Annotated in this window: 20 protein-coding genes; 7 read left to right on the forward strand and 13 right to left on the reverse strand. The window is 61.2% G+C overall.

All coding sequences use genetic code 11. The features are described 5' to 3' along the window. Positions 1–21: 21 nt before the first annotated feature. The 3 genes from NLY42_RS12890 to NLY42_RS12900 form a co-directional block, all read right to left on the reverse strand. Positions 22–927, reverse strand: a complete 906-nt coding sequence (locus tag NLY42_RS12890; protein ID WP_023754310.1) for a carbohydrate ABC transporter permease — start codon at positions 925–927, stop codon at positions 22–24. After that, the gene (locus tag NLY42_RS12895; RefSeq protein WP_023671101.1) at positions 920–1,855 is read right to left on the reverse strand and encodes a carbohydrate ABC transporter permease; all 936 of its coding nucleotides are present in this window, start codon (positions 1,853–1,855) and stop codon (positions 920–922) included. The genes NLY42_RS12890 and NLY42_RS12895 overlap by 8 nt, the downstream gene beginning before the upstream one ends. A gap of 80 nt (positions 1,856–1,935) precedes the next feature. Beyond that, complete coding sequence (locus NLY42_RS12900) at positions 1,936–3,201, reverse strand: ABC transporter substrate-binding protein (protein WP_023754311.1); 1,266 nt, start codon at positions 3,199–3,201, stop codon at positions 1,936–1,938. A 211-nt stretch (positions 3,202–3,412) separates the two neighbouring features. On the opposite strand from NLY42_RS12900, the gene NLY42_RS12905 reads away from it, so the two are divergent. Then, positions 3,413–4,552: an ROK family transcriptional regulator gene (locus NLY42_RS12905; RefSeq protein WP_198022186.1), complete on the forward strand. Its 1,140-nt coding sequence runs from the start codon at positions 3,413–3,415 to the stop codon at positions 4,550–4,552. A 29-nt stretch (positions 4,553–4,581) separates the two neighbouring features. On the opposite strand, the gene NLY42_RS12910 is transcribed toward NLY42_RS12905, so the two are convergent. Together NLY42_RS12910 and NLY42_RS12915 are read right to left on the reverse strand one after the other, a co-directional pair. Then, complete coding sequence (locus NLY42_RS12910; RefSeq protein ID WP_031244690.1) at positions 4,582–5,622, reverse strand: aminopeptidase; 1,041 nt, start codon at positions 5,620–5,622, stop codon at positions 4,582–4,584. 238 nt (positions 5,623–5,860) lie between these two features. Beyond that, the gene (locus NLY42_RS12915) at positions 5,861–6,094 is read right to left on the reverse strand and encodes a hypothetical protein (RefSeq protein WP_023686482.1); all 234 of its coding nucleotides are present in this window, start codon (positions 6,092–6,094) and stop codon (positions 5,861–5,863) included. A gap of 186 nt (positions 6,095–6,280) precedes the next feature. Between NLY42_RS12915 and NLY42_RS12920 the strand changes: the two genes are divergently transcribed. Together NLY42_RS12920 and NLY42_RS12925 are read left to right on the forward strand one after the other, a co-directional pair. Beyond that, positions 6,281–8,281 carry an AI-2E family transporter gene (locus tag NLY42_RS12920; RefSeq protein WP_023686481.1) on the forward strand — a complete coding sequence of 667 codons (2,001 nt, stop codon included), beginning with the start codon at positions 6,281–6,283 and terminating at the stop codon, positions 8,279–8,281. 129 nt (positions 8,282–8,410) lie between these two features. Continuing rightward, on the forward strand, positions 8,411–8,569 hold the full coding sequence (locus NLY42_RS12925) for a hypothetical protein (protein ID WP_023671107.1): 159 nt from the start codon (positions 8,411–8,413) through the stop codon (positions 8,567–8,569). Between the two features lie 435 nt (positions 8,570–9,004). Here the strand turns inward: NLY42_RS12925 and NLY42_RS12930 are convergent, their stop codons facing one another. After that, positions 9,005–9,373: a response regulator gene (locus tag NLY42_RS12930; RefSeq protein WP_023671108.1), complete on the reverse strand. Its 369-nt coding sequence runs from the start codon at positions 9,371–9,373 to the stop codon at positions 9,005–9,007. A gap of 155 nt (positions 9,374–9,528) precedes the next feature. Here NLY42_RS12930 and NLY42_RS12935 point away from each other — a divergent pair, with 155 nt between their 5' ends. The 3 genes from NLY42_RS12935 (at position 9,529) to NLY42_RS12945 (ending at position 17,175) form a co-directional block, all read left to right on the forward strand. After that, entirely contained in the window at positions 9,529–11,322 is a 1,794-nt protein-coding gene (locus NLY42_RS12935; protein WP_023683170.1) for a PAS domain S-box protein, read from the forward strand. Positions 11,323–11,514: 192 nt separating this feature from the next. Next, positions 11,515–11,808, forward strand: coding sequence for a hypothetical protein (locus NLY42_RS12940; protein WP_023704064.1), 294 nt, complete (start codon positions 11,515–11,517; stop codon positions 11,806–11,808). A gap of 318 nt (positions 11,809–12,126) precedes the next feature. After that, positions 12,127–17,175, forward strand: coding sequence for an autotransporter outer membrane beta-barrel domain-containing protein (locus NLY42_RS12945; protein WP_286489167.1), 5,049 nt, complete (start codon positions 12,127–12,129; stop codon positions 17,173–17,175). Positions 17,176–17,336: 161 nt separating this feature from the next. On the opposite strand, the gene NLY42_RS12950 is transcribed toward NLY42_RS12945, so the two are convergent. The 6 genes from NLY42_RS12950 to NLY42_RS12975 all read right to left on the reverse strand — a co-directional run bounded on the left by NLY42_RS12950 (position 17,337) and on the right by NLY42_RS12975 (position 23,764). Then, entirely contained in the window at positions 17,337–18,569 is a 1,233-nt protein-coding gene (locus NLY42_RS12950) for a MalY/PatB family protein (RefSeq protein ID WP_050591116.1), read from the reverse strand. 49 nt (positions 18,570–18,618) lie between these two features. Further along, the gene (locus NLY42_RS12955) at positions 18,619–19,743 is read right to left on the reverse strand and encodes an amino acid ABC transporter permease (protein WP_031244332.1); all 1,125 of its coding nucleotides are present in this window, start codon (positions 19,741–19,743) and stop codon (positions 18,619–18,621) included. A gap of 18 nt (positions 19,744–19,761) precedes the next feature. Then, positions 19,762–20,910, reverse strand: coding sequence for an amino acid ABC transporter permease (locus NLY42_RS12960; RefSeq protein WP_353623134.1), 1,149 nt, complete (start codon positions 20,908–20,910; stop codon positions 19,762–19,764). 210 nt (positions 20,911–21,120) lie between these two features. Continuing rightward, entirely contained in the window at positions 21,121–22,134 is a 1,014-nt protein-coding gene (locus NLY42_RS12965; protein WP_023671115.1) for an amino acid ABC transporter substrate-binding protein, read from the reverse strand. Between the two features lie 165 nt (positions 22,135–22,299). After that, complete coding sequence (locus tag NLY42_RS12970) at positions 22,300–23,259, reverse strand: LysR family transcriptional regulator (protein WP_023671116.1); 960 nt, start codon at positions 23,257–23,259, stop codon at positions 22,300–22,302. 301 nt (positions 23,260–23,560) lie between these two features. Continuing rightward, the gene (locus tag NLY42_RS12975) at positions 23,561–23,764 is read right to left on the reverse strand and encodes a CsbD family protein (RefSeq protein WP_023673385.1); all 204 of its coding nucleotides are present in this window, start codon (positions 23,762–23,764) and stop codon (positions 23,561–23,563) included. A 101-nt stretch (positions 23,765–23,865) separates the two neighbouring features. Here NLY42_RS12975 and NLY42_RS12980 point away from each other — a divergent pair, with 101 nt between their 5' ends. Continuing rightward, positions 23,866–24,063 carry a hypothetical protein gene (locus NLY42_RS12980; RefSeq protein WP_156933714.1) on the forward strand — a complete coding sequence of 66 codons (198 nt, stop codon included), beginning with the start codon at positions 23,866–23,868 and terminating at the stop codon, positions 24,061–24,063. Positions 24,064–24,630: 567 nt separating this feature from the next. Here the strand turns inward: NLY42_RS12980 and NLY42_RS12985 are convergent. Then, entirely contained in the window at positions 24,631–25,029 is a 399-nt protein-coding gene (locus NLY42_RS12985) for a hypothetical protein (RefSeq protein WP_023755061.1), read from the reverse strand. Positions 25,030–25,329 lie beyond the last annotated feature (300 nt).

The following is a 25,329-nucleotide window of genomic DNA, read 5'->3' on the forward strand; positions in this document are numbered from 1 at the left end:
TGCCCTTCACTTGCTCGCGCCTCATTTGATGGCACCTTGCGTCAGGCCGCGCACAAAATACTTGCCGCCGAAGAGATAGATCAGCAGCGGCGGCAGCGCGCCGATCAGCACGGCGGCGCTCATGACATCGTAGGCGCGCACATTGGTGCCGCTTGCCGTCAGCGCGACGAGCGCTGCCGTGATCGGCTGTTGCTGCCCGGAGGTGAAGACGACGCCGAACAGATATTCGTTCCAGATGCCGGTGAACTGCCAGATCACCGTGACGATCAGGATCGGTGAGGAGAGCGGCAGAATGATCTTGCGGAAGATGCGCCAGAAGCCGGCGCCGTCGATGCGCGCCGCCTTGATCAGGTCGTCGGGGATGCTGACGTAGTAGTTGCGGCAAAACAAAGTGGTGAACGAAATGCCCTGGATAACGTGGATGAGGACGAGCCCGTTGACCGAATTGCTGAGGCCGAGATTGCCGAGGATGAACGCCCACGGCATCAACGAAATCTGGCCCGGAATGAAGACGCCGAGCAGCATGCAGGTGAACAAAGCTTCCGAACCTCTGAAGCGCCATTTCGACAGGATGTAACCGTTCATCGCGCCGACCGCCGTCGAGATGATCGTGGCCGGGATCGTCATCTTCAGGGAGTTGTAGAAGTTGCGCTGCATGCCCTCGCAGGTGCCGCCGATGCAATAGGTGCTCCAGGCCTGGCCCCAGGCATCGAGGCGGAAGCTGCGCGGCAGCGAGATCAACCCGTTGCGCGCGATCTCCTGCTGGTCGCGGAATGAATTCAGCACCACCACCAGCAACGGGACCAGGTAGATCGCCGCGAAGACGACCAGCAGCCCATAGATGGCGAAGCGGGTGAGAAAATGCCGGCGCGACGCGACTGCGGCAGCGCGACGGTCGAGCGACTGGTCCAGGGAGACGTCAGCCATGGCCGGCTTCCTTGCGCCGGCGCCAGACCACCCAGAATGAATAGGGCACCAGCACCACGGCAACAGCGGCAAGCATCATGATGGCGGCGGCCGCACCTTCGCCGATCTGGCCGCGTTGGAACATCAGGTCATAGACGTAGATGGCGGGGAAGGTGGTCGAGATCCCCGGGCCGCCTTTGGTCAGGGCCGCCACGAGGTCGAAGGTCTTGATGGCGAACTGGATCTGGATGACGGCGACCGCCAGGAAGATCGGCGCAATGGTTGGCAGAAGCACCTTGCGATAGATGCGGAACGTCGATGCGCCGTCGATCTGCGCGGCCTTGACGAGGTCCTGATCCACCGAGCGCAGGCCGGCCAGGAACAGCGCCATGGCAAAGCCCGAGGCCTGCCAGACACCGGTGATGATCACCGCGTAGATCGCATAGTGCCGGTCGCTGGCGAGTGCGAAACTGAAGCTCGCCCAGCCGAAACCGCGCACCATGGCCTGGATGCCGTCGGTCGGATTGTAGAGCCAGCTCCAGACCGTGCCGGTGACGATGAAGGAGACGGCCAGCGGATAGAGGAAGATCGTGCGCCAGGCCGCTTCGCCGCGCACGCGCTGGTCGATCAGGATCGCCAGCAGCAGTCCCACCGCCATCGAGCCGACGATGTAGAAAGCGCTGAAGAAAAACAGGTTGTTGTAGGCGATGTTCCAGCGCCGGTTCGCCCACAGCGACGCGTAGTTCTCGAGGCCGACGAAGCCGTAGGTCGGCAGCAGCGAGGAGTTGGACAGCGAGATATAGAGCGTCCAGCCGGTGAACACGAAGACGTAGACGAAGCTCGCCACGAGAGAGGGGCCGAGCACCAGCAAGGGCATCGCGGAGCCCAGCCGCTCGCGCCAGGGGCGGGCGGGCGTCGGAACCGACAGGATCAGGTCGTGATTTGACATTCAGAGTACAGCATTGGCAGAGCACGGGACTGAAAGGGAGGACGGCCGGGCGGATAGGCATCGCGCCCGGCCATTCCCGTCTATTTCTGTGCTTCCGCCGCGTCGGCCATCGCATTGGCGCCATCCTCGGGCGACATGTCCGGCGTCGCCACGAACTCGGTAATGGAGTCCATGATCGCGCCGCGCATCTTCTGCGGGATGGTCATGTTGTGCGCCATCGAGCGGACCAGCGTGCCGTCCTTGATCGAAGCCTGCAGATCCTTCTGCGAGAGCTGCTGGCACGGATTGAAGCCCTTCGACAGATCGATATCCAGGCGTGCGGGGATCGAGCCCTTGGCCTGGTTGAAGACCGTCTGGAAGTCGGGCGACAGGATCAGGCTGGCCAGCAGCTTCTGGCCGTCGATGTAATCCTGGTCCTTCTGCTTGAAGAACACGACCGAGTCCGAGTTGAGGATGAAGCCGGGTTTGCCCCAATCGGTCGGCGCCTGGGCGCAGACATAGTCGGTGCCTTCCTTGAAGCCGGCGGCGGTCAAAAGGCCGATCGTCCAGTCGCCCATGATGTGGAACGCCGCGTCGCCCTTGCCGACCAGCGCCGACATTGAATCCCAGTCGCGGCCGACCATGCCCGGATCCATGTACTTGCTCGTCATCAGGCGCATCTGCGTGAAGGCCTTGACCATCCCCGGGCTGCGCATGGACTCGACATCGCCTTCGACGAAGGCCTTGCGGTAGAGATCGATGTCCTGGCCGTAGAGCACGACCTCGAACACCGTCGAATCCGTCCAGTCGGCGGTCGAATGCGAGATGCAGATCTTGCCTGTGGCGACGATCTTGTCGCAGGCCGCATTGAACTCGGCCCAGGTCTTCGGCATTTCCGCCACGCCGGCGGCCTGCATGACCTTGGGCGAGGCCCAGAGCCAGTTGATGCGGTGGATGTTCATGGGCGCGGCGACCCATTTGCCGGTCGGCTTCATCACTGGAAGCAATTCCGGCGCCACCACTTTCTCCCACCCTTCCGAGGCCGCCAACTCGTCGAGATCGGCGGTCATGCCGGTCTCGTTCCATTCGGCGATCTCAGGGCCCTTGAGCTGCACGGCAGGCGGGGCATTGCCGGCGATCACGTCGGCGCGCAGCTTGGCCAGCGTATTGGCGGTGTGGCCGGCGATCGAGGTCTGTTCCCATTTGCCGCCCTTGGCAGTGAACATCTCGCCGAGCTTGGCGATCGCCTGGGCGTCCGATCCGGTCGCCCACTGGTGCAAAAGGTTCGTCTTGGGTTCGGCGAAGGCTGCCCCGGCGAAAAATGTGCACGCAGCAGCGGCCGCAAGCGCGGTCATGACGGACTTCATCGTTTCACTCCCATATCGTGTTGCACGGTTCGTCTCGACCGCTTATGGCCGCGGTTTGAAGCCGCCGCCGGCGAGATGCGTCAATCTCGAGTTCTTTCCAAGATGACATATTGGAGCTATCAGTCAACGATGTTTATGTTGAGCCATGACAAAACCTTCGCTTAGAACCTGGCTGATCGACAGACCCTCCGCGTCGCCGGAGAGCATGATCGTGCGCTGCCTGAGTGAGCGCGGTGCGCTCTCAGCCTTGCAGATCGCACGCGCCACCGGTCTGGCGCGCTCGACGGTGTCAACCGCGCTTAACGGCTTGAAAAAGTCTGGAATGGTGATCGAAGCCCCGACCAGCCGCGACGGCATCCGAGGCATCGGCAGGCCAGCCGCGGCGGTGACGCTCAATCCGACAGCGGGCACCTGCGTCGGCATTCACCTGGCTCTTCAGCAGATACGGCTCATCGTCGCCGATGTCTCGCATTCCGTCATTGCCGAACAAAATATTCCAATGGCGCTGGACTACCAGCCGCAACAGGCGGCCCAGGCGGTCAAATCGGCGATTGCCCAATCTTACAGGGAAAACGGTCTGCCGGTGGCGGGGCTCCTGGGGGTTGGTGTCTCCGTCTCCGGCCCTGTCAGCCGCGATGGAGTGGTGCTGCGCGCAAGCATGGTTCCAACATGGGCCGGCGTCAACATACGAGATGTGTTCGGACCCGTTCTGGAACAGCCGATCTTCGCCGACAACGAGAGCAACTGCGCGGCCATTGCCGAGCTGATGTGGGGTGCGGCCGTCGGCCAGGACGATTTCGTGCTGTTCAAGATCGATCTGGGTGTCGGCGGCGCCATTGTCCAGCATGGCCGGCTGGTGACGGGCGTCGCCGGCGGCGCCGGCGAATTCGGGCACATCAGCATCGATCCCGGCGGCGACCTTTGCCGCTGCGGCAATCGCGGCTGCCTGGAGCTCTACGCGAGTTTTACCCGGCCGCTGGAACAGATTTCGCGTGTCGTTGGGCGGCAAGTCACCATGGACGATGTCATCGCCATGGCCGAGCAGGGCGACGTCAGGGCGTTGCGGATGATCGAGGATACCGCCGAGATCGCCGGCCGGGGTCTCGGCCTCATCGGCTCGGTGCTCAATCCGCCGCTTATCATCATCGGCGGCCACATGGCTTTGGCAGGGGACATTCTGTTGACGCCGCTGATCGCGTCCTATGAACGCCATACGCTGATCAAGTCCCGCGATATCGCTCCCGCCCTGCGCACGCGCATCATCGTTGGCAGGCACACCGAGAACGATGCCTTGCTGGGCGCGGTCGGCCTCGTTTTGAGACACCAAACGAAGGAACTGTCTCCGGGGTGATCGTCAGGACCAGCCTGTGCTTGTTCAAGTCAATTGCATGTGCCCGCAGCCTTGAGCGCTTCGGCGCGGGACGATTTGGGCAAATCCGCGATCCGCCGGACAGAAGCGTAAAACCTCGGATAGTCGCCGGAACACAGGTCGAACAAGCGAAGAAAGGCCGGAACCTGTTCACCGTAGACAGAAGTTGCGGCGAGCTTGGCGTTGTTGATCGGGGCAGAGAACCAGGCGTCGTATCCCCGGTATCCCGCCCAGTGCCTGTCGCGCATCCGCCGGTAGCGCGCCCGCAACCGGTCGATGGTTGCTGCCTTGGCGGCCGCCATCTTTTCCGGGGTGCGGGGACTACCATAGACCTGCCTTAGCTCGTCGCGCGTCTTCGCCACCAGTCCGAGAAAATCGGCGCTGCGTTTGCGGTCGGCTTCGTATCGGCGCAATCCGGCCCGGTCGCCGGCGGCGCGGAGCCATTCCCTGACGCCGCTGGTTTCAACGGCAACGGCGAATGCCTCGTTGAATGCGGAATCGCCATCCACATAGAGGCGCTGATGCGCCAGTTCATGAAAAACAAGGCTTGCGAGATAGGTGTCGTCCTGACGCAGCATGGTGCTCAGCAGCGGGTCACTGGACCAGCCAAGCGTGGAATAGGCGGTGACGCCCGAGACATAGACGTCCAGCCCCTGTCTTTGAAGTTCGACTGCGTTCTCAGTCGCGGATTTCCGGGAGAAGTAACCCCGGTATGGAACGCAGCCGAAAACCGGAAAGCACCATGTTCGTGGCGCCAGCGAGAATTGCGGCGCGGCAAAAACGGCCCAGGTCACGGCGTCGCGATGGATGTCGACATAACTGCGATAGCTGTTGTTTTCGGGCAGTGCCAGTTCATCCGTCGCAAACCGTCTTATGGCGCTGGCCGACGTCAATTTGGCGCGCAATGCTTCAGGCGTCGAAGGATCACGGATGAGTTTTGCAATATTTTTGCGGGCGGCCATGATCTGCGCGTGACCCTGCAACGACTGCGCGTAGTAGGAAATGCTCGTGCAGCCGGTCGCCCCGGACGCCATGACGACCGCGGCAAGCATCCGAAGAACGCGCTTCACTGTTTGCCCACCCTGGCCCATCTCCCCATGCAGCAAACGTCCTGGTCACCCTCAAACAGGAGGCACCGGTTTCCGTCAAGAGCTGCAGGGGCAGGGGGTGACACCGACCTGGGCAGGGCAAGGCGGCCATTCGCCTAGGATTGACGAAAGCCCACCGCAGGGCGGAGCGGGCGAGATACGGACCGTCCGTCGAGACGCGGTTCCCCCAAGCTGCCGCGCGCTACTGGTCCGAAAACTTCACGCTCACGCCGCGCTGGCGAAAATAAGCCTGCATCAACTTACGGCCCGAGCGGTTGTTCTGGGCCAATTTGGCCGGATCGAACACCGCCTGTTTTGCGCCCTCTCGTGTCAGCGCAGCCTTGAGCGTCGCGATATGGGCGTCGATGTCGGCATTGTCCGCCCGCAGCGAGGCATAGATACTTTCGGTCGCTTCGGCCACAGTCGGTTCGCTCACAGATGTCGTCCTTTGGTTGGTTGGGCGGCGGCTTTACCACAGATTTGCGGCTCCGACGATATCGACTGAACCGTCAGAGCACAGCGCCTAGGGCGCAAAACCGCAAAACGTATGTATTCGGCCCTGCTAAACATTGCCCGGCAGGCGAATGGGTCTAACTATCGGCTAGGAAACGGGGGGAATCAGGTGGCTGCCAATCGTCGAAACGACATCTCATCGTCCGAGCGGGGGCTAGGACGGATTCTTGCGGCAGGCAATGCCCATCCGCGCACAGCTCTGCCTACCGTGGCAACCATCGTCACGACGGTAGCTGCGCTGTATTTCGGTCGTGAGGTGTTCCTTCCCATTGCCATCGCGCTGCTTTTGACCTTTGCGCTGGTGCCGATGGTCTCCGCACTGAAGCGTGTCGGCTTGCCTCGGCTGCCCGCAGTGCTTCTGAGCGTGATTGGCGCATTCGCGGCCCTGGGCCTGTTCAGCTTCATTGTTGCGACCCAGGTAAGCGAGCTTGCTCAGAACATTTCCGTCTACCAGACAAACATTCTGACCAAGGTACGTTCCCTCAAGGAGACGGGCGTTGGTGGCGGCATAATTGCCAGGCTGAGCGGGGTGATCGAGCGTGTCGGTCAGGAGATCGACAAGCAGGATGTGGCGCCGCCTGCGGCCGACAAGCCCCGGCGCGAGCCTGTTCCCGTCGAGATCGTCGCCCGCGAGAGACCTCTGGAGGTATTGCAGAACATCATCGGACCGTTGATCAGCCCGCTGGCATCAGCTGGCCTGATCATCATCGTCGTCATCTTCATGTTGCTTGAGCGCGAGGATCTGCGCGACCGGTTTATCCGCCTCGTCGGCTATGGCGACCTCCATCGCACAACGCAGGCATTGCAGGATGCCGGCAAACGGGTTGGCCGCTATCTGATCATGCAATTGGTGGTCAATATCGTCTACGCGATACCAATCGCAATTGGCCTTTGGGTGCTCGGCATTCCCAACGCGCTGCTGTGGGGGTTGCTGGCACTGGCGCTGCGCTTCGTTCCCTATATCGGCCCTGTTATCGGCATGCTGCTGCCCTTGTTTCTGGCCTTGGCGGTTGCGCCCGGCTGGTCGCTGGTGCTGTGGACCGCCGCACTGTTTGTCGTCATGGAATTGGTAACCGGCAACGTCATCGAACCGTGGCTCTATGGCTCGCGCACGGGACTTTCTCCTTTGGCAATCATCGTTGCGGCAATTTTCTGGACATGGTTGTGGGGGCCGCTCGGCCTGGTCCTTTCGACGCCGCTGACAGTTTGCCTCGTCGTCCTCGGGCGACATGTTCCGCAGTTCGAATTTCTCGACGTCCTGTTTGGCAACGAGCCCGTCCTTGAATCTCACGCCCGGCTCTATCAACGGCTCCTGGCCGGCGATCCCGACGAGGCCACTGACCATGCCGAGGAGATCCTCGAGGAGAAGTACCTGATCGATTTCTACGACACTGTCGCCATTCCTGCTCTCCTGTTGGGCGAGCAGGACCGCATGCGTGGCGTGATGGGCGATCAACAGCGAAGGCAGGTGGCGGCGAGCGCCCAAATTCTTGTGGCAAATCTTGCCGACGATGCACAGGAAGAGGCAAGCGAGGAAGATGCGCCGGCAACCACCGCGGAAGGGAGCGCGAGCAGGGAAACAGATGGCGTCGAAGAGGAAGAGATCGAGCTGCCCGACGGCAAGGACATGTCGGTGCTTTGTGCCGGCGGTCGCGGCGAACTCGACGATGCCGCTGCCGCCATGCTCGCTCAGGTGCTGGAGGTGCAAGGTGCTACGGTGGCGAAGGCCAGTTTTGTCGATATGGAGCCGGCAGGTATTCGTCGTCTCGAACTAGAGGCGATCGACACCGTCGTGGTCGGTTTCCTGAACCGGGATTCGCTCAAGCATGCCCGCTTTCTGGTCCGGAGACTGAAGCGCGCCAAGGCAGGTTTGAGAATTGGGATTGTGTTCTGGTCAGACGCGGAGCAGGGCGATGTCGGGCAAGAAAGGCAAGCTTTGGCCGCCGACATCAGCGCCGATTTCGTAGCGCACGGCATGGTCAACGCTGTGCTTGGCGCACTTTCTCCAGCGCCGGCCGTTCCCCTCAAAGTCGTTTCGAAACGCCGCGATCGACGCCGTCCGGCCCCTCGAAAACGGATCCCGGCCCAGGCAACGGCCGCAACAGCCTAGCCGCACCGCCATGTCTCAGATTGCCGCGCCGGCGCTGGAATGCCTGGTGCGACGGCAAGATCGTCCCCACTCGCAAACCATGGAACAATCTCGCGGCCTTGCGGTTCCTAACATCGAAGGAGAACCCCCATGCTTAGATTCCTTATCCGCCTCGGCGCGATCTACGCGGCGTTCCAGATCGGCCGAGAGTTCGGCCGCAAGGAGACCGAAATCATGCTCCTGCCGCCGCCCGTTGACTACGAGCGGCAACCGACGTCAAGAAACGAAACCGATTTCGGAGAGGCATAGGACCGGTCAATCTGTCTGGTCGATCTGGCCCATGCTGGCGCCGTCCCTGCGCGGGGCGCTTTATCGTACGAACGGACCCGGCCACTTGGCTGTTGCCAGGATCGTTTCTGGCAACGCAATAATTGAGCCGCTATCTCTGTCGCTCAAACGCGGCACAGCGAGGTTGACCGTGCGTCGAAGAATGAGTCTCAGATCCTGGCGTTGAGCCGATGGAGAAGGCATGATCAGCACGGGCAAGGACGAGCACAACCCTAAGAAAGTGGAAGGGAATGAAGCACTGGTGCTGTCAACTGCCAAAGAGACCGGCATCACCGAGGATCAAGCGCGCGACCTTGTTCGCCTGATCGGCACCGGCCGCAATTCGCTGCTCCGTGAGGCACGGCAGCTGCTCCGGCAGCGCCTGGCTAGTTTAGACCGAAGGTGCTCAGAGCACGGCTATCCCGTCGCCTTCTGCTGCCCGGCGGTCATCGCTTTGAGAGCCCGGACCACCTCTGCAGGTCCGGCGGGTTTCATCACTCTTACGCCGGACGAGAACGCTTCGGGGGTTTCCTCGAGCCCCAGGCCGGAATAGACGATGAAAGGAACCGCCCGCCCTGCCAAGGTTTTTGCCGCGTCAACAGCCTCGCCGTCCGACAGCCTTACGTCCAGGATCGCTGCGGCGGGGGTATGGTCCGCAAGAAAACGTTTCGCCTGGGAACATGTCGCCGCCAATGCCACGGCAAAGCCCGCCTCCGAAAGAGTGGACTCCATATCCAGTGCTATCAAGGCTTCGTCGTCGACGACAAGGACCAAGGGTTTGCCCATGCGCGGATGATCGCACGTTTGTAGATGGAAGACGAGTCGAGGCTACGACCCTTTTAGGGTCCGGTTCCCGTACGCAGCGGGTCGAGACCGCGAGCAATGGGAACCAACTGATCCAAGCCGCATTATATTTGGTTGGACTGGACAAGGTGTTTGGGATGCATGAAGCAACACAGGCGAATGTTGTCGCCTTCGAAAACCCGGGGGTGTCCAGCAATGACGGTCTGGATTTCGATTACAAGGATTTCTTCGAAAACGGCGCCGTTGCCCTCCATCTGGTGAACGCAGACGGCGTAATCGTGCATGCCAACCAGGCTGAGCTCGACCTTCTCGGCTATCCCGCAGAGGACTACCTCGGTTGCCACATCGCCGAGTTCTATCCCGACCGGGACGTCATAGAGGACATTTTGGGTCGCCTTGCCAATGGCGAGAAGATCGTAAGATATCCGGCGCGATTGAGGGCCAGCGATGGATCGATCAAGCACGTCGAAGTCACCTCAAGCGGACATTTCCGGGACGGCAAGCTGATCAACACCCGGTGCTTCACGGTCGATGTAACCGACTTGGTGCACACCCGCTCGGAGCTCAGGCAGCATGACAGTACCTATCACCAGATACTCGACGGCCTACCCGTCGCCATCTACACGACCGATCAGGATGGGACGATCACCTACTACAACCGCGCCGCGGCCGATCTGGCAGGCAGGGAGCCTGAGGTCGGCAAGGATAAATGGTGTGTGACGTTCAAGCTGTTCAGTGCCGACGGCAAGGAATTGCCGCACGATGAATGCCCGATGGCCATCGCGCTCAAGGAGAACAGGCCGGTCCGCAATCAGCAAGCTGTTGCGCAGCGTCCCGATGGATCGTTTTTTCCGTTCCTGCCCTACCCGACACCGCTGCGGGACGAGCACGGCGCTCTGATTGGCGCCGTCAACATGCTGCTGGACCTGACGGACCGCCAGCGTGCCGAAGAAACCAGGCAGCACCTGTCAGCGATCGTGGAATCCTCATTTGACGCTATCGTCAGCAAGGATCTCAACACCATCATAAAAAGCTGGAACCACGGCGCCGAACGGCTTTTCGGCTATACCGCCGACGAAGCGATTGGCCGGTCGGTGACCATGCTGATCCCCGAAGACCATCAGGACGAGGAACCCCGCATCCTCCAACGCATTCGCCGCGGCGAGCGCGTCGAACCATTCGAAACGACCCGCCTGCGCAAGGATGGCAGCCTGGTTCCGGTTTCGCTGACGATATCGCCCGTGCGTAACGCAACCGGGCAGATCACCGGCGCATCGAAGATAGCGCGAGACATCACGTCGGCGAAGGAGAATGAATACCGCATCCGCATGCTGATGCGCGAGGTCAACCACCGGGTGAAAAACCAGTATTCGGTCATCCTGTCGATGATCCGGGAGACCAACAAGCGATCGGAGACGCCAAAACACTTTGAAACCCAGGTGCGCGAGCGCATCATGGCGTTGTCGCGATCTCACGACCTGCTTGTTTCGGCGGATTGGAAGGGTGCCACGATCAGCGACCTCTTGGCGGCCCAGGTCGAGCCTTTCCCGCGGGGGGATGTGATCGAAATGTCGGGCCCATCATTGGTGCTCAGTCCCAACGCAGTTCAGTATCTCGGGATTGCCTTCCACGAACTGGCGACCAACTCGGCCAAATACGGCGTGCTCTCAGGGGACAAGGGCCGGATTTCGGTCACATGGGGCATCACCGGTTCCGGTGCTTCGAGGCTCTTTCACCTCACCTGGGCCGAATCCGATGGTCCGCAGGTCCAGACTGTCGGACAAGGTGGCTTTGGAACCGTTGTGCTGAAGCGGGTTGCGCCCGCAGCGGTCAGTGGGCAGGGAATTCTCGAACACGGTCCGCATGGCATAACATGGAGCCTGGAAGCGCCTTTGGTTTCCGTGGCAGCTTCTGCCGACCATGAAGCTTAGAAGCAGGAAGCAGCCCTGCAACGAGCATTCGTCAATTGGAAGCCCTTGATGCGGCCTTTGCCGAGCGAAAACCCCGTTTCCGCTAAAGATCGCCAGAGCCATTGCTAAAGTCGGCAGAGCAAATCACCGGCAGAGGGCGCATTTCGTTGCACGGAACGGGACAGGACCGGCGTAGCCAGAGGCGAGGTAACTATGGACATCGACGAGTTCCGTGCGACCCTTCAGGGTGTAGAGCCCCCGGCGAATCTTGGGATGGCGCTCCACGCTCTATGGTGGGATAGACAGGGCGATTGGGAGCGGGCGCATGAGTGTGTGCAGGCCAACGAATCTGATCCGGCCTCTGTATGGGTTCATGCCTATCTGCACCGCAAAGAAGGCGACCTTTCTAATGCAGCCTACTGGTACCGCCGCGCCGGGCAGCCTGTGGCAACTGGCAAGCTAGACGCAGAGTGGGAGTCGATTACAGAATCACTTCTTGCAGGATAGTGAGGGTCGCCCAAGGGGCAGCCTAGCGCCTCATCGCCCCGTAGAGGCGAAACTCACCTCCGCCCGATGGGATCGGCTGGGCCCAGGAGGTCCGAACGTTTCCGCATAAATTCATGCAGCGAGATTGTTCTCGCGATTCCGTAAGGTCTCTGTTTAATAAGCTATATCTAATATTGACTATTTTCTGTCGCTCAAAAGTCGCAGACTTCATTTTACTGATCACCGTTAGCTTCTTGGTAGCTCTCACGACTATAAACTTCTTGCGGGCGAATAGCTTTCATGCTGCCTTCGCGCACTCAGGAATCAGGGAGCTTAGGCATGGCGGAGCGGATTGCGCGTGATGGGTTTTGGGTTTTGCATCTCGCGCGCTTGCCGCAAGTCGTGTCGCTTCGCTCCGGCACTTCCGCCTTGACGATCCTAACTGTTGCCCTTGCGCTGAGCGCCGCGCCGGCTCGGGCCGATGGCGGCAATGGTAGCAGCGCAGGCGCTGGACAAGGTGGCGTTGACGGCGCGCTCGCGAGTGCCACGGGTCAGAATGCCGCCAATGGCGCGACCGCTGGTGGCGGTGGTGGCGGCATTGACCTCACGACGGGTGACGGGGCGCCAGGAGGATCGGGAGCGGTAAGTGGGACAGCCAACAACCCAAATGGCGTTGCCGGTGCCACTGGTGCTACGGGTCTGGTCATCTCGACAGACGGGACCATTGCAACCAGCATCAGCGGCGGGGCCGGCGCTTTGGGCTCCCCTGGCACGAATGGCGTCGTCAGGAGCGGCGGCGGTGGCGGTGGCGGTGTGGGCGTCAGTGCCACGGCCGACGTTACAGTCACTGGCACAGGATCGGTGAGTGGTGGCACTGGCGGCCGAGGTGGGACCAATGGCAACAGCGGCAGCGGTGGTGGCGGCGTCGGCATATTCTCGTCCGCAAACGTGTTTGTAGAGGCGGGCGGCAGCGTTACCGGCGGCACGAGTCTTTCCACAATTGGGGTCCAAGCAGGTGGTGGCGGCGGCGCAGCTGCCATCGTCCTGATGGGCGGCGGGACAATCCAGAACAGCGGGAATCTGCTCGGGGGTGCCGGTGGAAGAACAGTTCTCGGCGGCGGTGGGGACGGTGGCGCCGCTGTTCTGCTGCTTTCAGGTGGAACCGTCATCAACAAGCTAGGTGCGACGATCGTTGGCGGCAGTGGCGGTCAGGGCTCCTTGGCAGGCGGCGATGGCGCCGCAGGGATCAAGGGCGCCAACATCGCGGTCATCAATGCGGGTACGATCAGCGGCGGTGCCGTCGGCACCGGTGGCGGAACGCCGGCAGCCGGCAAAGCCATCCAGTTCACCGGCGGCGTCAATTCGCTGGAGATTCAGGCCGGCTCCACCATCATAGGCAATGTGGTCGCTTTCAGCGCCGCGGATACATTCAAGCTGGGTGGCGATATCAGCGCCAGTTTCGGTGTGTCGCAGATCGGCGCTGGCGCCAAATATGACGGGTTTGGGTTCTACGAGAAAACCGGAAACAGCACCTGGACCCTAACGGGGACGACAACTGCCGTCACGCCTTGGACCTTGTCCGGCGGGACCCTGCAAATTTCGAGTGACAACAATCTGGGCGCCCTCTCGGGCGGCTTGACCTTCGACGGCGGCACGTTGCGCACGACCACCAGCTTCGCCACCAATCGCAATGTCCTGATCAATTCGACCGGCGGGTTCGACACGGTGGCAGGCACGCAGTTGGACGTGTCAGGCCAGGTGACCGGCACCGGCACACTGGTCAAGAGCGGCGCCGGCACGCTCAACGTCAGCAATTTGTCCAACAGCTATACGGGTGGCAACATCGTCAATGCAGGAACGCTTGCCGGCAACACCGTGGCGATCCGTGGCGACATCCTGGACAACGGCGCTGTCTCGTTTCTCGACCTCGGCCCCCACACCTTCGGCGGAAATATCTCCGGCTCGGGCAGCGTCGACATCGAAGGCTTCGGCACGCTGACGCTGACCGGTGCCAACACCCACAGCGGCGGCACCAAGGTCGGGACCGGCAAAAGCATCTCGGTCGCGTCGGACCAGAATCTGGGTGCCGCTACGGGCCTGCTGACACTCGACGGCGGCGAACTCGGCACGACAGCAAGCTTCGCCATGAGCCGCGATGTCAAGCTCACTTCCGCCTATGGCTACTTCCGCGCGGCGGCGGGTACGACGCTGACCGCGAATGGCGAGCTGAGCGGCGTGGGCGGCGTCTACAAGGAGGGCGCCGGCACCCTGGTGCTCAACGGCGACAGCACCTATTCCGGCCGCACCACGGTCGACGGGGGCAAGCTCGTCGTCGAAGGTTCGCTTGGGAATACCGAAACGACGGTCAACAGCGGCGGCACGCTGGGCGGCTCCGGCTCGATAGGCGGCGCGGTGATCGTCGCCGATGGCGGCGTGCTGGCCCCCGGCTCCAGTCCGGGTACGCTTACGGTCGGATCGCTCAGCCTGAGCTCCGGTTCTATGCTCGACTACGAGCTCGGCCAGGCAGGAATTGTCGGCGGCGGTGTCAACGACCTGATCGAGGTGACCGGAGCGCTGACGCTGGACGGCAGCCTCAACATCACCGATGTAGGCGGCTTTGGCCCTGGCGTCTACCGGCTCATCAATTATGGCGGCGCCCTCACCGACAATGGTCTCGAACTCGGCAATCTGCCGGCCGGCGTCACGGCGGCCGATTTGACGGTGCAGACTTCTGTCGCCAACCAGGTCAATCTTATCAGCAGTGTCGGTAACGACCTGTTGTTCTGGGACGGTGACGCGGCCGGGAATGCCAACAACGATCTGGTCGACGGCGGCAACGGCACGTGGACGGCGACAAGCCTGAACTGGACGACGAGCACCGGCCTGGTAACTGGCGCGATGAAGCCGCAGCCCGGCTTCGCCATCTTCCAGACGCTCGGCGGCACCGTCATCGCCGACGGCAGCGCCGGCGCGCTTGCGATTACGGGCATGCAATTCGCCGCCGATGGCTACCGCATCGAAGGCGACGCCATCACGCTTGATGGCGCTGGCGGCGAGAGCATCATTCGGGTCGGCGACGGCACGGTGGCCGGAGCAGGTTACACCGCCACCATCGCCTCCGTGCTAACCGGGACCAGCAGCCTGACCAAGACCGATGCGGGCACGCTGGTGCTGTCCGGCGCCAACACCTACACGGGCGGCACCACCGTCCTGGGCGGCGTGCTATCTGTTTCAGCCGACAACAATCTCGGCGTTGCCGCTGGCGGCCTGACGCTCTCCGGCGGGACGCTGCGCAACACAGCGGCGTTCAGCTCGGCGCGCGACGTCACGCTTTCGTCGGCCGGCGGCACCTTCGACACTGTGGCCGACCTGACCTTGTCCGGTGAGATCTCTGGCGCTGGCAGCCTTGCCAAGACCGGCGCCGGCACGCTGACGCTTACGGGAACGAACAGCTATGGCGGCAACACGTTGGTCAGCGCTGGCACGCTGGTCGGCGATGCAACCTCGATTCGTGGCGACATCGGCAATTCCGGCACTGTCGTGTTCGACCAGGCGGCGGACGCCAGCTTCGCCGGCGATATCTCCGGCACCGGCGCAATGATGAAGGATGGCGCCGGCGTGCTGACGCTGTCAGGCACGTCGCTGCTGGACTGGACCGTCAATCAAGGCGGCCTCGTCTCGGCAGCCGAGCGCTTCGGTGGCGATGTCGCGATCGGCGCCGGCGCCTCCTTCACATTCGACCAAGTCGCCTCCGCCAGCTATGCCGGCGTGCTCTCGGGCGCCGGTACGTTCATCAAGGACGGCCAAGGCACGCTGCTGCTTGCGTTGGACAACTCAGGCTTTACCGGCGCCACTACGGTCAGCGGCGGCACGCTTGCCGCGGGCGCTGCGAACGCGTTCAGTTCCTCCTCGCAGTTTTCCGTCGCCTCGGGCGCCACGCTCGATCTTGCCGGCACGTCCCAGACGATTGCGGGGCTGAGCAACGCCGGAACGGTGCGCATCGCGGGTGGCGTCCCAGGCGACACACTTACCGTAAGCGGCGACTATGTCGGCAATAGCGGCGCCGTCGTTCTCAACGCTGCGCTCGGTGGTGACGGTTCGCCGACAGACATGCTGGTGATCGCCGGCAACACGTCAGGGACGGGTACCCTTCAGGTCGTCAATTTCGGCGGGTCGGGCGCCCAAACGGTCGGAGGCATCAAGATCGTCGACGTCGGCGGCGTCTCAAACGGCAGCTTCTCGCTCGACGGCAATTATACCTTCGAAGACGATGCAGCGGTCGTCGGGGGCGCCTACGCATACAGGCTCTACAAGAACGGCGTCAGCACACCGGCCGATGGCGATTGGTATCTGCGCTCGGCCCTGGTCAACGGCGATCCCGATCCGCAGCCGCTCTATTCGCCCGGCGTGCCTCTGTACGAGGCCTATGAAGGGGTGCTGCAGGCCTTCAATGAACTGGGCACCATGCAGCAACGCATTGGCAATCGGTCGTGGGGCGAGGGTGCTACGCCGCAAGGTGCGGACCTGCCAGGCCAGGGCTCGGTCGACGGCAAGGCGATATGGGCGCGCATCGAAGCTGCCCATGCCGAGATCAAGCCTGAGACGTCGACCTCCGGCACGAACTATGACGTGACCACCTGGAAGCTGCAGGCCGGCGTCGATGGCCTGCTGCACGAAAGCGACGCCGGTACCCTGATCGGAGGGATTACGGCCCACTACGGAACCGCGTCGTCGGACGTCTCCTCGATCTTCGGGGCAGGGTCGATCGCTGCCACCGGCTACGGCGTCGGCAGCACGCTCACCTGGTTCGGCAGCGGTGGCTTCTACGTCGACGCGCAGGCCGAGGCGACATGGTATGACAGTGACATCCGGTCGGCCACGCTGGGCACCACGCTTGCGGACGGCAACAACGGTTTCGGCTACGGGCTGAGCATCGAGACCGGACAGAAGATCGCCCTCAACGGCAACTGGTCGCTGACGCCGCAGGCCCAGCTTGCCTATTCCTCGGTCGACTTCGACGCGTTCACCGACCCGTTTGGCGCCGTCGTGTCGCCCGGCAGCAGCAACAGCTTCGTTGGCCGCCTCGGCCTCTCCGCGGACTATGAAGACCAGTGGGTGGACGATGCGGGGCAAGTCAGCCGCACCCACATCTACGGGCTCGGCAACCTTTACTACGACTTCCTCGACGGAAATGATGTCGATGTGTCTGGCACGAAACTGGTCAGCGAAAATCAGGCGCTGTGGGGCGGTGTCGGCCTCGGTGGCTCGCTGAGCTGGGCGGACGGTCGCTACGCCGTCTTCGGAGAAGGGACAGCGCGGACAAGCCTCAAGGATTTTGGCGATAGCCACGCCCTGGGAGCCAAGCTCGGGTTCGCTGTGAAATGGTAGCGGCGATCAAGCTGGACATGTCGACTTTGGCTTGAGCGTCGTATCCGGCACGGCTATGGAATCCGGACTTGCGGGCCACCCGGCTCGTCGCCCTCGGACGTTTCCTTACCGGCTGCCGGCATCAAGTACCAGGCTCGCAACCGAAGCACCCTGGCGGTCGATCACAGGGATGCCAGCGCGCTGGACATGCGCTCCAGTCCTTGGCGCAACAGAGCACGCGGGCAGCCGACATTCAGGCGGATGAAGCCTTCGCCGCCAGGCCCGTAGACGCGGCCATCGTAGAGATTAACCTTGGCCCAATCGACAAAGAATTTCTGAATTCCACCCACTCGGCGATCGAGCGCGCACGCATCCAACCACACCAGAAACGATGCGTCGGGCCGCATGGGCGTGATGCCTGGAAGGTGTTCACCGGCGAACTCGCAAACCAGATCGATGTTGCCGGCGATGTAGCGCGTGAGTTGGTCGAGCCACGGCGCGCCGCTGCTGTAAGCAACCTCCAGGGCCAGGCGGCCGAAAAAGTTCGCATTCACCATGAATGACGCCTGCATTGCGGCAAGAAGCGCCCTGCGGCGCTTTTTGCTGGCTACCGAAATGGTTGCCGAAGGAACCCCGGCAAGATTGAAAGTCTTCGTTGGAGCGGTGCAGATGAACGATTTCTCCGCAGCATCTTCCGAGATGGAGGAGAAGACGATGTGGGGGCGATCCGACAACCTTATGTCGCAGTGAATGTCGTCGGATATGACCAGGATGCCATGGCGCTCGCAGATGTCGTTGAGCGCCGCCAATTCTTCGCGGGTCCAGGCCATTCCGGCAGGGTTGTGAGGATTGCACAGCAGGAATGCCTTGGCACCGCCGGCCGCCAGTTTCTGGAAATCCTCCAGATCGAGTTCATATCTGTTGTTCTGCAGCCTCAGCCGGTTCGTAAGCAGAACCCGCCCGTTTCCCTGAACCACTTCGAAATAGGGCGAGTACACGGGCGACTGCACAATGACGCCGTCACCGGGCTTGGTGAAGGTTCGCAGTATCGCAGCCACGGACGGCATGATCGCCGGCGCGGGAAGCAAGGTCTCCAGTTTCGGCGACCAGTTGTGCCGGTGCGCGAACCACGATTGCACGATCTCATAGTGGCGCGGATCGCGGCGTGTGTAGCCGTAAATGCCATGCTCCGCGGCCTCGCGCAGTCGCGCGATGACGGTTTCCGGAGCGCGGAAGTCCATATCCGCCGTCCACAGCGACAGCAGGTCCTGGCCCTCGACCTGGGGAGAGAACTCGTCCCACTGGTTGGCCCATTTGACGGATCCGAACTGCTGACGGTCGTGGATCTGGTCGAAATCTATTCCCGCGATATGTCGTTGCCCAAGCGCCGATGCGGGCGTGTCTGCACAAGCCATTTGATAGTCACCTTGCCGCGGGCATTGCTTGTGGCATAATCATCGCCTCCTAGGATTTGTGGCCACGCGCCAATTGGCGCTCCATAGATTGCGAGTAACGCGACATGCCGAAGCAAAAGCTCCAGTAGACTAACCCCGCAAAGAGGTAGCCGGTTGATGAGATCGTCGGGCCTGCCCAGTTCGGATCGACGCGCGCCGTTTCGACGGCCTTCAGGAAATCCGCGATGCCGACGATGGCGACCAGAGTCGTGTCTTTGAACAGACCGATGAAGGTCGAGACGATGCTCGGTATGACGATCGTCAACGCCTGAGGGAGGACGATCAGGCGCATCATGTCGAAGTAGCCGATCCCGAGCGCCTTGGCCGCTTCGTGTTGGCCCTTCGGGATCGCCTGAAGGCCGGCTCTCACGACCTCGGCCATATAGGCGGACGAGAACAACGCTATCGCGATGAGCGGGCGCAACAGACGATCAGGTGTCAGATAATCCGGGACGAAGAGCGGCATCATGAAGTTCGCCATGAACAACACTGTGATAAACGGCACGCCGCGGACGACTTCGATGAACGTGACGCAAACCGTCTTGACGAAAGGGAGTTCCGATCTGCGTCCAAGCGCCAGGACAACCCCGATCGGAAGCGAGAAGACGATACCCACGATCGACATCAGCAACGTGATCAAGAGACCGCCCCAGAGCGTCGTATCGATGACAGGCAAATGAAGCCAGGCAACGCCGCGCACGAGAACGAACGCGGCCACGGGGTAGACGAGGAAGAACAGCAACGCCGCCACTTTGCGCCGCGGAGCCTTCGTCCACAGGAGCCAAACGATGAGGATGGCGCCGATCGCCTGCGCAAGGTCCACCCGCCACCGCTCGGAAACCGGATACGCGCCGTATCGCAGGTAGTCGAACTTCTCGGCGATGAAAGGCCAGCAAGCCCCCTGGCTGTTCGTACGGCAAGCTTCGTGGCCGCCGCTCCAGACCGCGTTGAAGATCGCAAAGCTCAGGAAGTGATGCAGCAGCCACGCGGCGAGGAGGACAAAGCATATTGTCAGCGCGCCTGAAGACGGCGTCGAAAACAGGTTCTTTTTCATCCAGCTCACTGGACCCGGTCGAACGTCCGCGGGAGGCGCCATGGCTGGTATGAGCGCGCTGATGTCAACTGGCGAACGCATGGACTGATCGCTCATCCGTCACCTTTCAACAATTGCAAAATGTCGGTTACACGCGTTCATGACCAATGACGTGGCAAGGGAGATGACGAGATAGACCGACAGGGTAATCGCCATGACCTGGACGGCGGCTCCGGTCTGGTTGAGCACCGTGCCGGCAAAGATCTGAACGAGGTCGGGATAGCCGATGAACACGGCAAGCGACGAGTTCTTGATGAGGTTGAGATACTGGCTTGTCAAAGGGGGAATGATGATGCGCAGCGCCTGGGGAACGACGACCAGACGAAGCGTCTTGCCCGGCGCCAGCCCCAGCGCATGCGCAGCCTCGGTCTGGCCCTTTGGCACTGCCTGGATTCCACCTCGCACGATCTCGGCGATGTATGAACCGGTGTAGACCGACAGACCGATCAGGAGAGCGGCAAACTCCGGATAGAGCTGATGCCCGCCTTGAAAATTGAAACCCCGCAGCTGCGGAGCGACGAACGAGACCGGCTCGCCAGCCGCCAGGAAAAGGACCAACGGAAATCCTATCAAGGTCGCCAGACTGACCAGAAGCACCGGCAGCTGCCTGCCCGTCCGTCTCTGGACGCTCCTGGCGCGAAACCAGAATGCAACGCAGCAGGAAATGGCCGCAACGAATGCCAGGCCCACCAGACCCGCTCCCGGATGCAAATGAATCTCCGGAACGATGAGGCCGCGATTGTTGAGGTAGATGCCGCCGGGCATGGCGATGGACGCCTTCGGCGAGGGCAACGGCTTGAGGACGGCGTTGTACCAGAACAGCAGCTGCAGCAATAACGGAACATTTCGCACAAGCTCGACATAGGCGGTCGCCACCTTCGAAACGATCCAGTTCGGCGACAGGCGGGCAACCCCGATGACGAAGCCAAGCAAGGTCGCGAACAGGATTGCGAGGAGACTGACGTAGAGGGTGTTGACCACTCCCACCCAGAACGCCTGACCGTAGCTGGACAATGCATCGTACGGTATCAGGGTTTGATTGATGTCGAAGCCGGCAGACTCATTCCAAAAGTCGAATGAGAGCGGAATCCCCCGGACCCGCATATTCGATGCAGTCTGCATGCCGATGCCCAGGGTCAAGGCCAGCAGGCAGCCGGCGAGCAAGAGCTGGTAGAAGATGCCCCGCACCTTCGTATCGTGCAGCGACAACCTCCTGCGCGACGGCGCGGGAAGCGACAAATGGGACATGGGCTGTTCCTATCGGGTCCGTGCAAGGCGCTGACGGTAACACGCCAGCGCCTTGCAACCATGCCTTTGCCTAAAGCGCGTCGGGTTTGAACGGACTCAGGCGACGCGCTTTAGGGTCTTCGGTATGCATGTCGTTGTCTCAAAACCGGGGCCATTTTTGAGCGACATGCATTAGCGGATCGGCGGAGCGTACTGAACGCCGCCTTTGTTCCAGAGCGCGTTCATGCCGCGCTCCATTTTCAGCGGCGAATCCTTGCCGACATTGCGATCGAACACTTCGCCGTAATTGCCGACCTGTTTGATCACCTCGACCGGCCAGTTATCGCCGAGCCCGATGTCCTTGCCTATGCTGCCTTCCACGCCAAGCAGGCGGCGGATGCTGGGATTGTCCGACGATTTCATGGCATCGACGTTCTTGGAGGTGACCCCGTATTCCTCCGCGGCCACCATGACGTAGAGCGTCCACTTCGCCACATTGAACCACTGGTCGTCACCCTGCCGCACCGCCGGGCCAAGCGGCTCCTTGGAGATCAGCTCGGGAAGAACAATGCTGTCGTCCGGCTTGGCCATGCGAAGCCTCGACGCGTTCAAGGTGGAGGTGTCTGCGGACAAGACGTCGCAACGCCCCTCCTCATAAGCCTTCACCACAGCTTCCTCGTCCGCGAAACCAACCGTCGTGTACTTGATCGACTGCGAGCGAAAATAGTCGGCAAGGTTCAACTCGGTCGTGGTGCCCTGGGTGACGCATATCGATGCGCCGTCGAGCCCCTTGGCCGACGTGATGTTGTCGGCCTTGCGCACCATGAACCCCTGGCCGTCATAGAAATACGTGCCGGCAAACAGTATGCCTAGCGACGTATCGCGGGACGATGTCCAGGTTGCGTTGTGCGCGAGAATGTCGATCTCTCCCGACTGCAAGGCGGTGAAGCGATCCTTTGGCGTCAATGGGATGAACTTGACCTTTTGCGCATCCCCGAGCACGGCAGCGGCCACGGCGCGACAATAATCGACGACAAATCCGGTCCATTTGCCTTCATTGTCGGGGAGGCTGAAGCCAGCCGTGGCCGAATTCGTGCCACAGGTCAGCACGCCATTTTTCTTGACATTGTCGAGGGTTGCGGACCACGCCGAGGAGGCGGTGCACGCGATGGCGAGGGCAAGTAGGCCCTTGAACGTTGATCTCATTTCGGCATTCCCCTGTTATTGTTGAAAGGGAATGTGCTCTCCAGGTAAACTATTCGTCAAATCGATTGTCCTCATGGTCAAAATGAGCGCTCCTCATAATTGCGCAGCACCCGCTCGCAGGTAAAAAGGCGCTCGAGTGTTGAAACAGACGACAGCGCGCGCGACCTATTTTACGGCCGACCCAGGTCTCCGACGGTCGACCCTTGGTCTCTTGGTCCGCGACTCGTTGTAGATGCCCACGATGATTTCCCGGAGCCACCTGGTTCCCGGGTCATTCGCCATCTGGCGGTGAACAATAAGCCAGGCATTCACATTCGATATCGGAATGGGTGGCGGGACCAACGTCACCTCACTCCTCTCGTCCAGCATTTGCAGGATGGCATCACCGCAATGGGTAATCAGTTCAGTGCCGCGAAGCGCCCAGGGCAGCACCGGATAGTTCGAGATGGTCGCAACGACATTGCGGCGAAGACCCATCTGTTTGAGGGCGGCATCCGCGAGGCCTTCCGCCAGGCCATCTGCGGAAATCTGGAGGTGAGAACTGGCCAAATAGGTTTCCAGCGTCATAGCGCTTCTGGCGATCTTGCTTCCACTCCACACCGCGCAAAACAATCGGTCCTGGCCAAGCTCCACCTTCAAGAGACCTGGGTCGTCGCGTATCGCTGCTCCCGTCAGCGCACAGTCAACTTGTCTCAAATAGACCGATGAACCGATTTCGGGTCCGTTTGCGGGAATGACGTTCAGCGTCGCGCCAGGAGCTTGCCTGGAAAATTCTCGAATGAGGCCCGGGATGAAAACCATGGCATGATAATCTGTAAGCCCAACGCGAAAGTTGCGTCGCGTCGTTGCTGGATTGAAGATCTGATGCCGGTCGATCGATGCGCGGATCGTCGCGAGTGCGGCGGAAATATTCGACAGCAGCTCAACTGCCCGGGGAGTTGGCCGCATCTCGCCGCCATCTCTGGTGAACAATTCATCCTGCAATAGATACCGAAGCTTCGACAGGGAGTGGCTTACAGCTGATTGTGTTCTGCCCAATTCGGTAGCCGCCCGCGTCACGCTCCTTTCCCGCATCATCACGTCAAAGACCCGCAATAGATTGAGGTCGATATCGTTATAATTCATGGAATTACCTCATCTGCGACCTGAGACCGCACCAGGCGGCACTACCGCGTTGGTTGCGACGGTGACAGATGGGGCACGAAGAGTGAAGACAGAGGTCCGGGGCTAAGCGCTTGAAACTCTGGCGGAACAGGTGACGACGACCGCCGCATCTCCCATTGTGGAGATCAGCGCGGCTGAAAGCCGACACGTTCCCAAAAATCGCTTGTTCAAGGCCGAGCCGAACGGCACACGGATGCCAAAACGCGAAAAGGGCGCAGTTCGTGACGGCGCCCTTTATTTGATAAGGTTCAACTGTCCTATCCTACGAGTCTTGCCGACCATACCAGTCGTCGACGTCTCGCCGCACTCGATCCTTCTCAATGCCGTAGCGTTCCTGGATCGTACCTTCGAGCTGATCGCGGTTGCCGGCTATGCGGTCGAGATCATCATCGGTGAGCTTGCCCCACTGCTCCTTGACCTTACCTTTGAATTGCTTCCAATTTCCTTCGACGCGATTCCAGTCCATAATGGCGATCTCCTTTCGTTTGTCCTTCGAACAACGGTCGTATGGCCGTTGGGTTCCGCTGCAGGAAAGTGCGCTTGCTGGTGATCTAGCAATGGAACCCGATGTCCGTCGCCCGCTTGTGTGCGCTGGCCCTTTCCGTTTTTGGGAACACAGCGGGCCTTTTGCCGTTGGGTGCGATGGAACAGCTTCGCAAGGAAATGCAGGTATTCGCCGATCCGGGCATGTGCGTCGCCCTGGCGGCAGTGCTGATGCCTTATGCGATCGGTGTCGCACTGCTGCTGCGGATAGCCGGTGGATGAACTTGCCAGCCGAAAGCGTTTGCGCAAGGCAAAACAGCCGGTCGGCCCCGCGCCTCTTTCCCCTACGCAAGAGGTGCGGGCGATGTCGCGGGCTTCAGTCCTTGTGCGGGACGATATAGCGACGGCTCACCGAATCCGCCCCTGTGCCCCGCGTGACGACAATGGTCCTGTATCCCGCGGGAACGGAACCTGTAGCCATCGGATCGATTAAACGGCATCGACCGACAATCTCTCCGTTGGGCGCGTCCGCGAGCCTCCTCGCTAGCGTCAACTGGCATGTGTCAAGGGATCCGAAAACGGCCGGTGATGTATCGAGTGGTTCGCAGACTCCCTGGCCGGGGCTGCAAGAAAGCAAAACTAGCACAGCAGCCGTTACCGGATCCATTTTTGAAGCCCCCTCCGCGAATGAGCCTCAACGCGCTATGTCGCAGTTAAGCCCGGTTGTGCCGAGCCCGGCCAGCAGGGGCAGGAAGCCATGCCCACTATATCGCGCTGCCGGAATCGCAGACGCCGGCAGCAACCAGCGAGATGACCAAGGCGCGGATGTAGAGCGGGACGAAGCTTATATCAGTGGTGGGTCTTTCGATCCGCCAGCGTAACCGCTTCGTCTATTTGTTGGCGCAGGCGGGTGAGGTCGTCCAACCGAAAATCAAGCGGCAGTTCCGCTCCACTCTCCAATCGGAGAAAGATGGCTACAGTGCCGTCCTCTTTCATGGCCAGTTGAGTGCTCGTTATAGAAATGCCCTGCAGTTTTGGTGTCATTTCGGCAGGAAGAGTGGCGACGAGCTTTCCCATCTCGGCCGAGAGGGCAGCAATTGCCAAAGGAACACATTGTGCGGAGAAATCGAGTTGGAATCTCTTTGTGTCGATTGATCCAAATGTGACCGACACCGTGCCTAAGGCGGCGTCGATCCCAGATGCTAAAACTACATCCAGAACCGGAGCTTTCATAACCGTGTCCGCCATGGCGTTCCCCCGCTTTGTTGAATCGCAGCAAATCATCATCCCTGCGCCGGCACAAGGACACGCCCAACGCTCCCCGCCAACCATGGGATCTACGCCTTGTCGACAAGTCGCGTCTTCCGCTTCGGCGCTACGTAGCTCTCCACTAAGCGAGCGTGAAATTCGAACTCGGCGCAATGATAACCCACAAAGACCAAATCTTGCCGTCTATGGTTATGGGACGGGTTAGGACCAGCAAGGTCCGCGGGATTTGCGGCGTGGGATCCTTCATGGACGTGGATCCCAATCGGGATAGATCTTGGC

This window comes from Mesorhizobium sp. C372A (assembly GCF_030323245.1).
Taxonomy (GTDB): Bacteria; Pseudomonadota; Alphaproteobacteria; order Rhizobiales; family Rhizobiaceae; genus Mesorhizobium.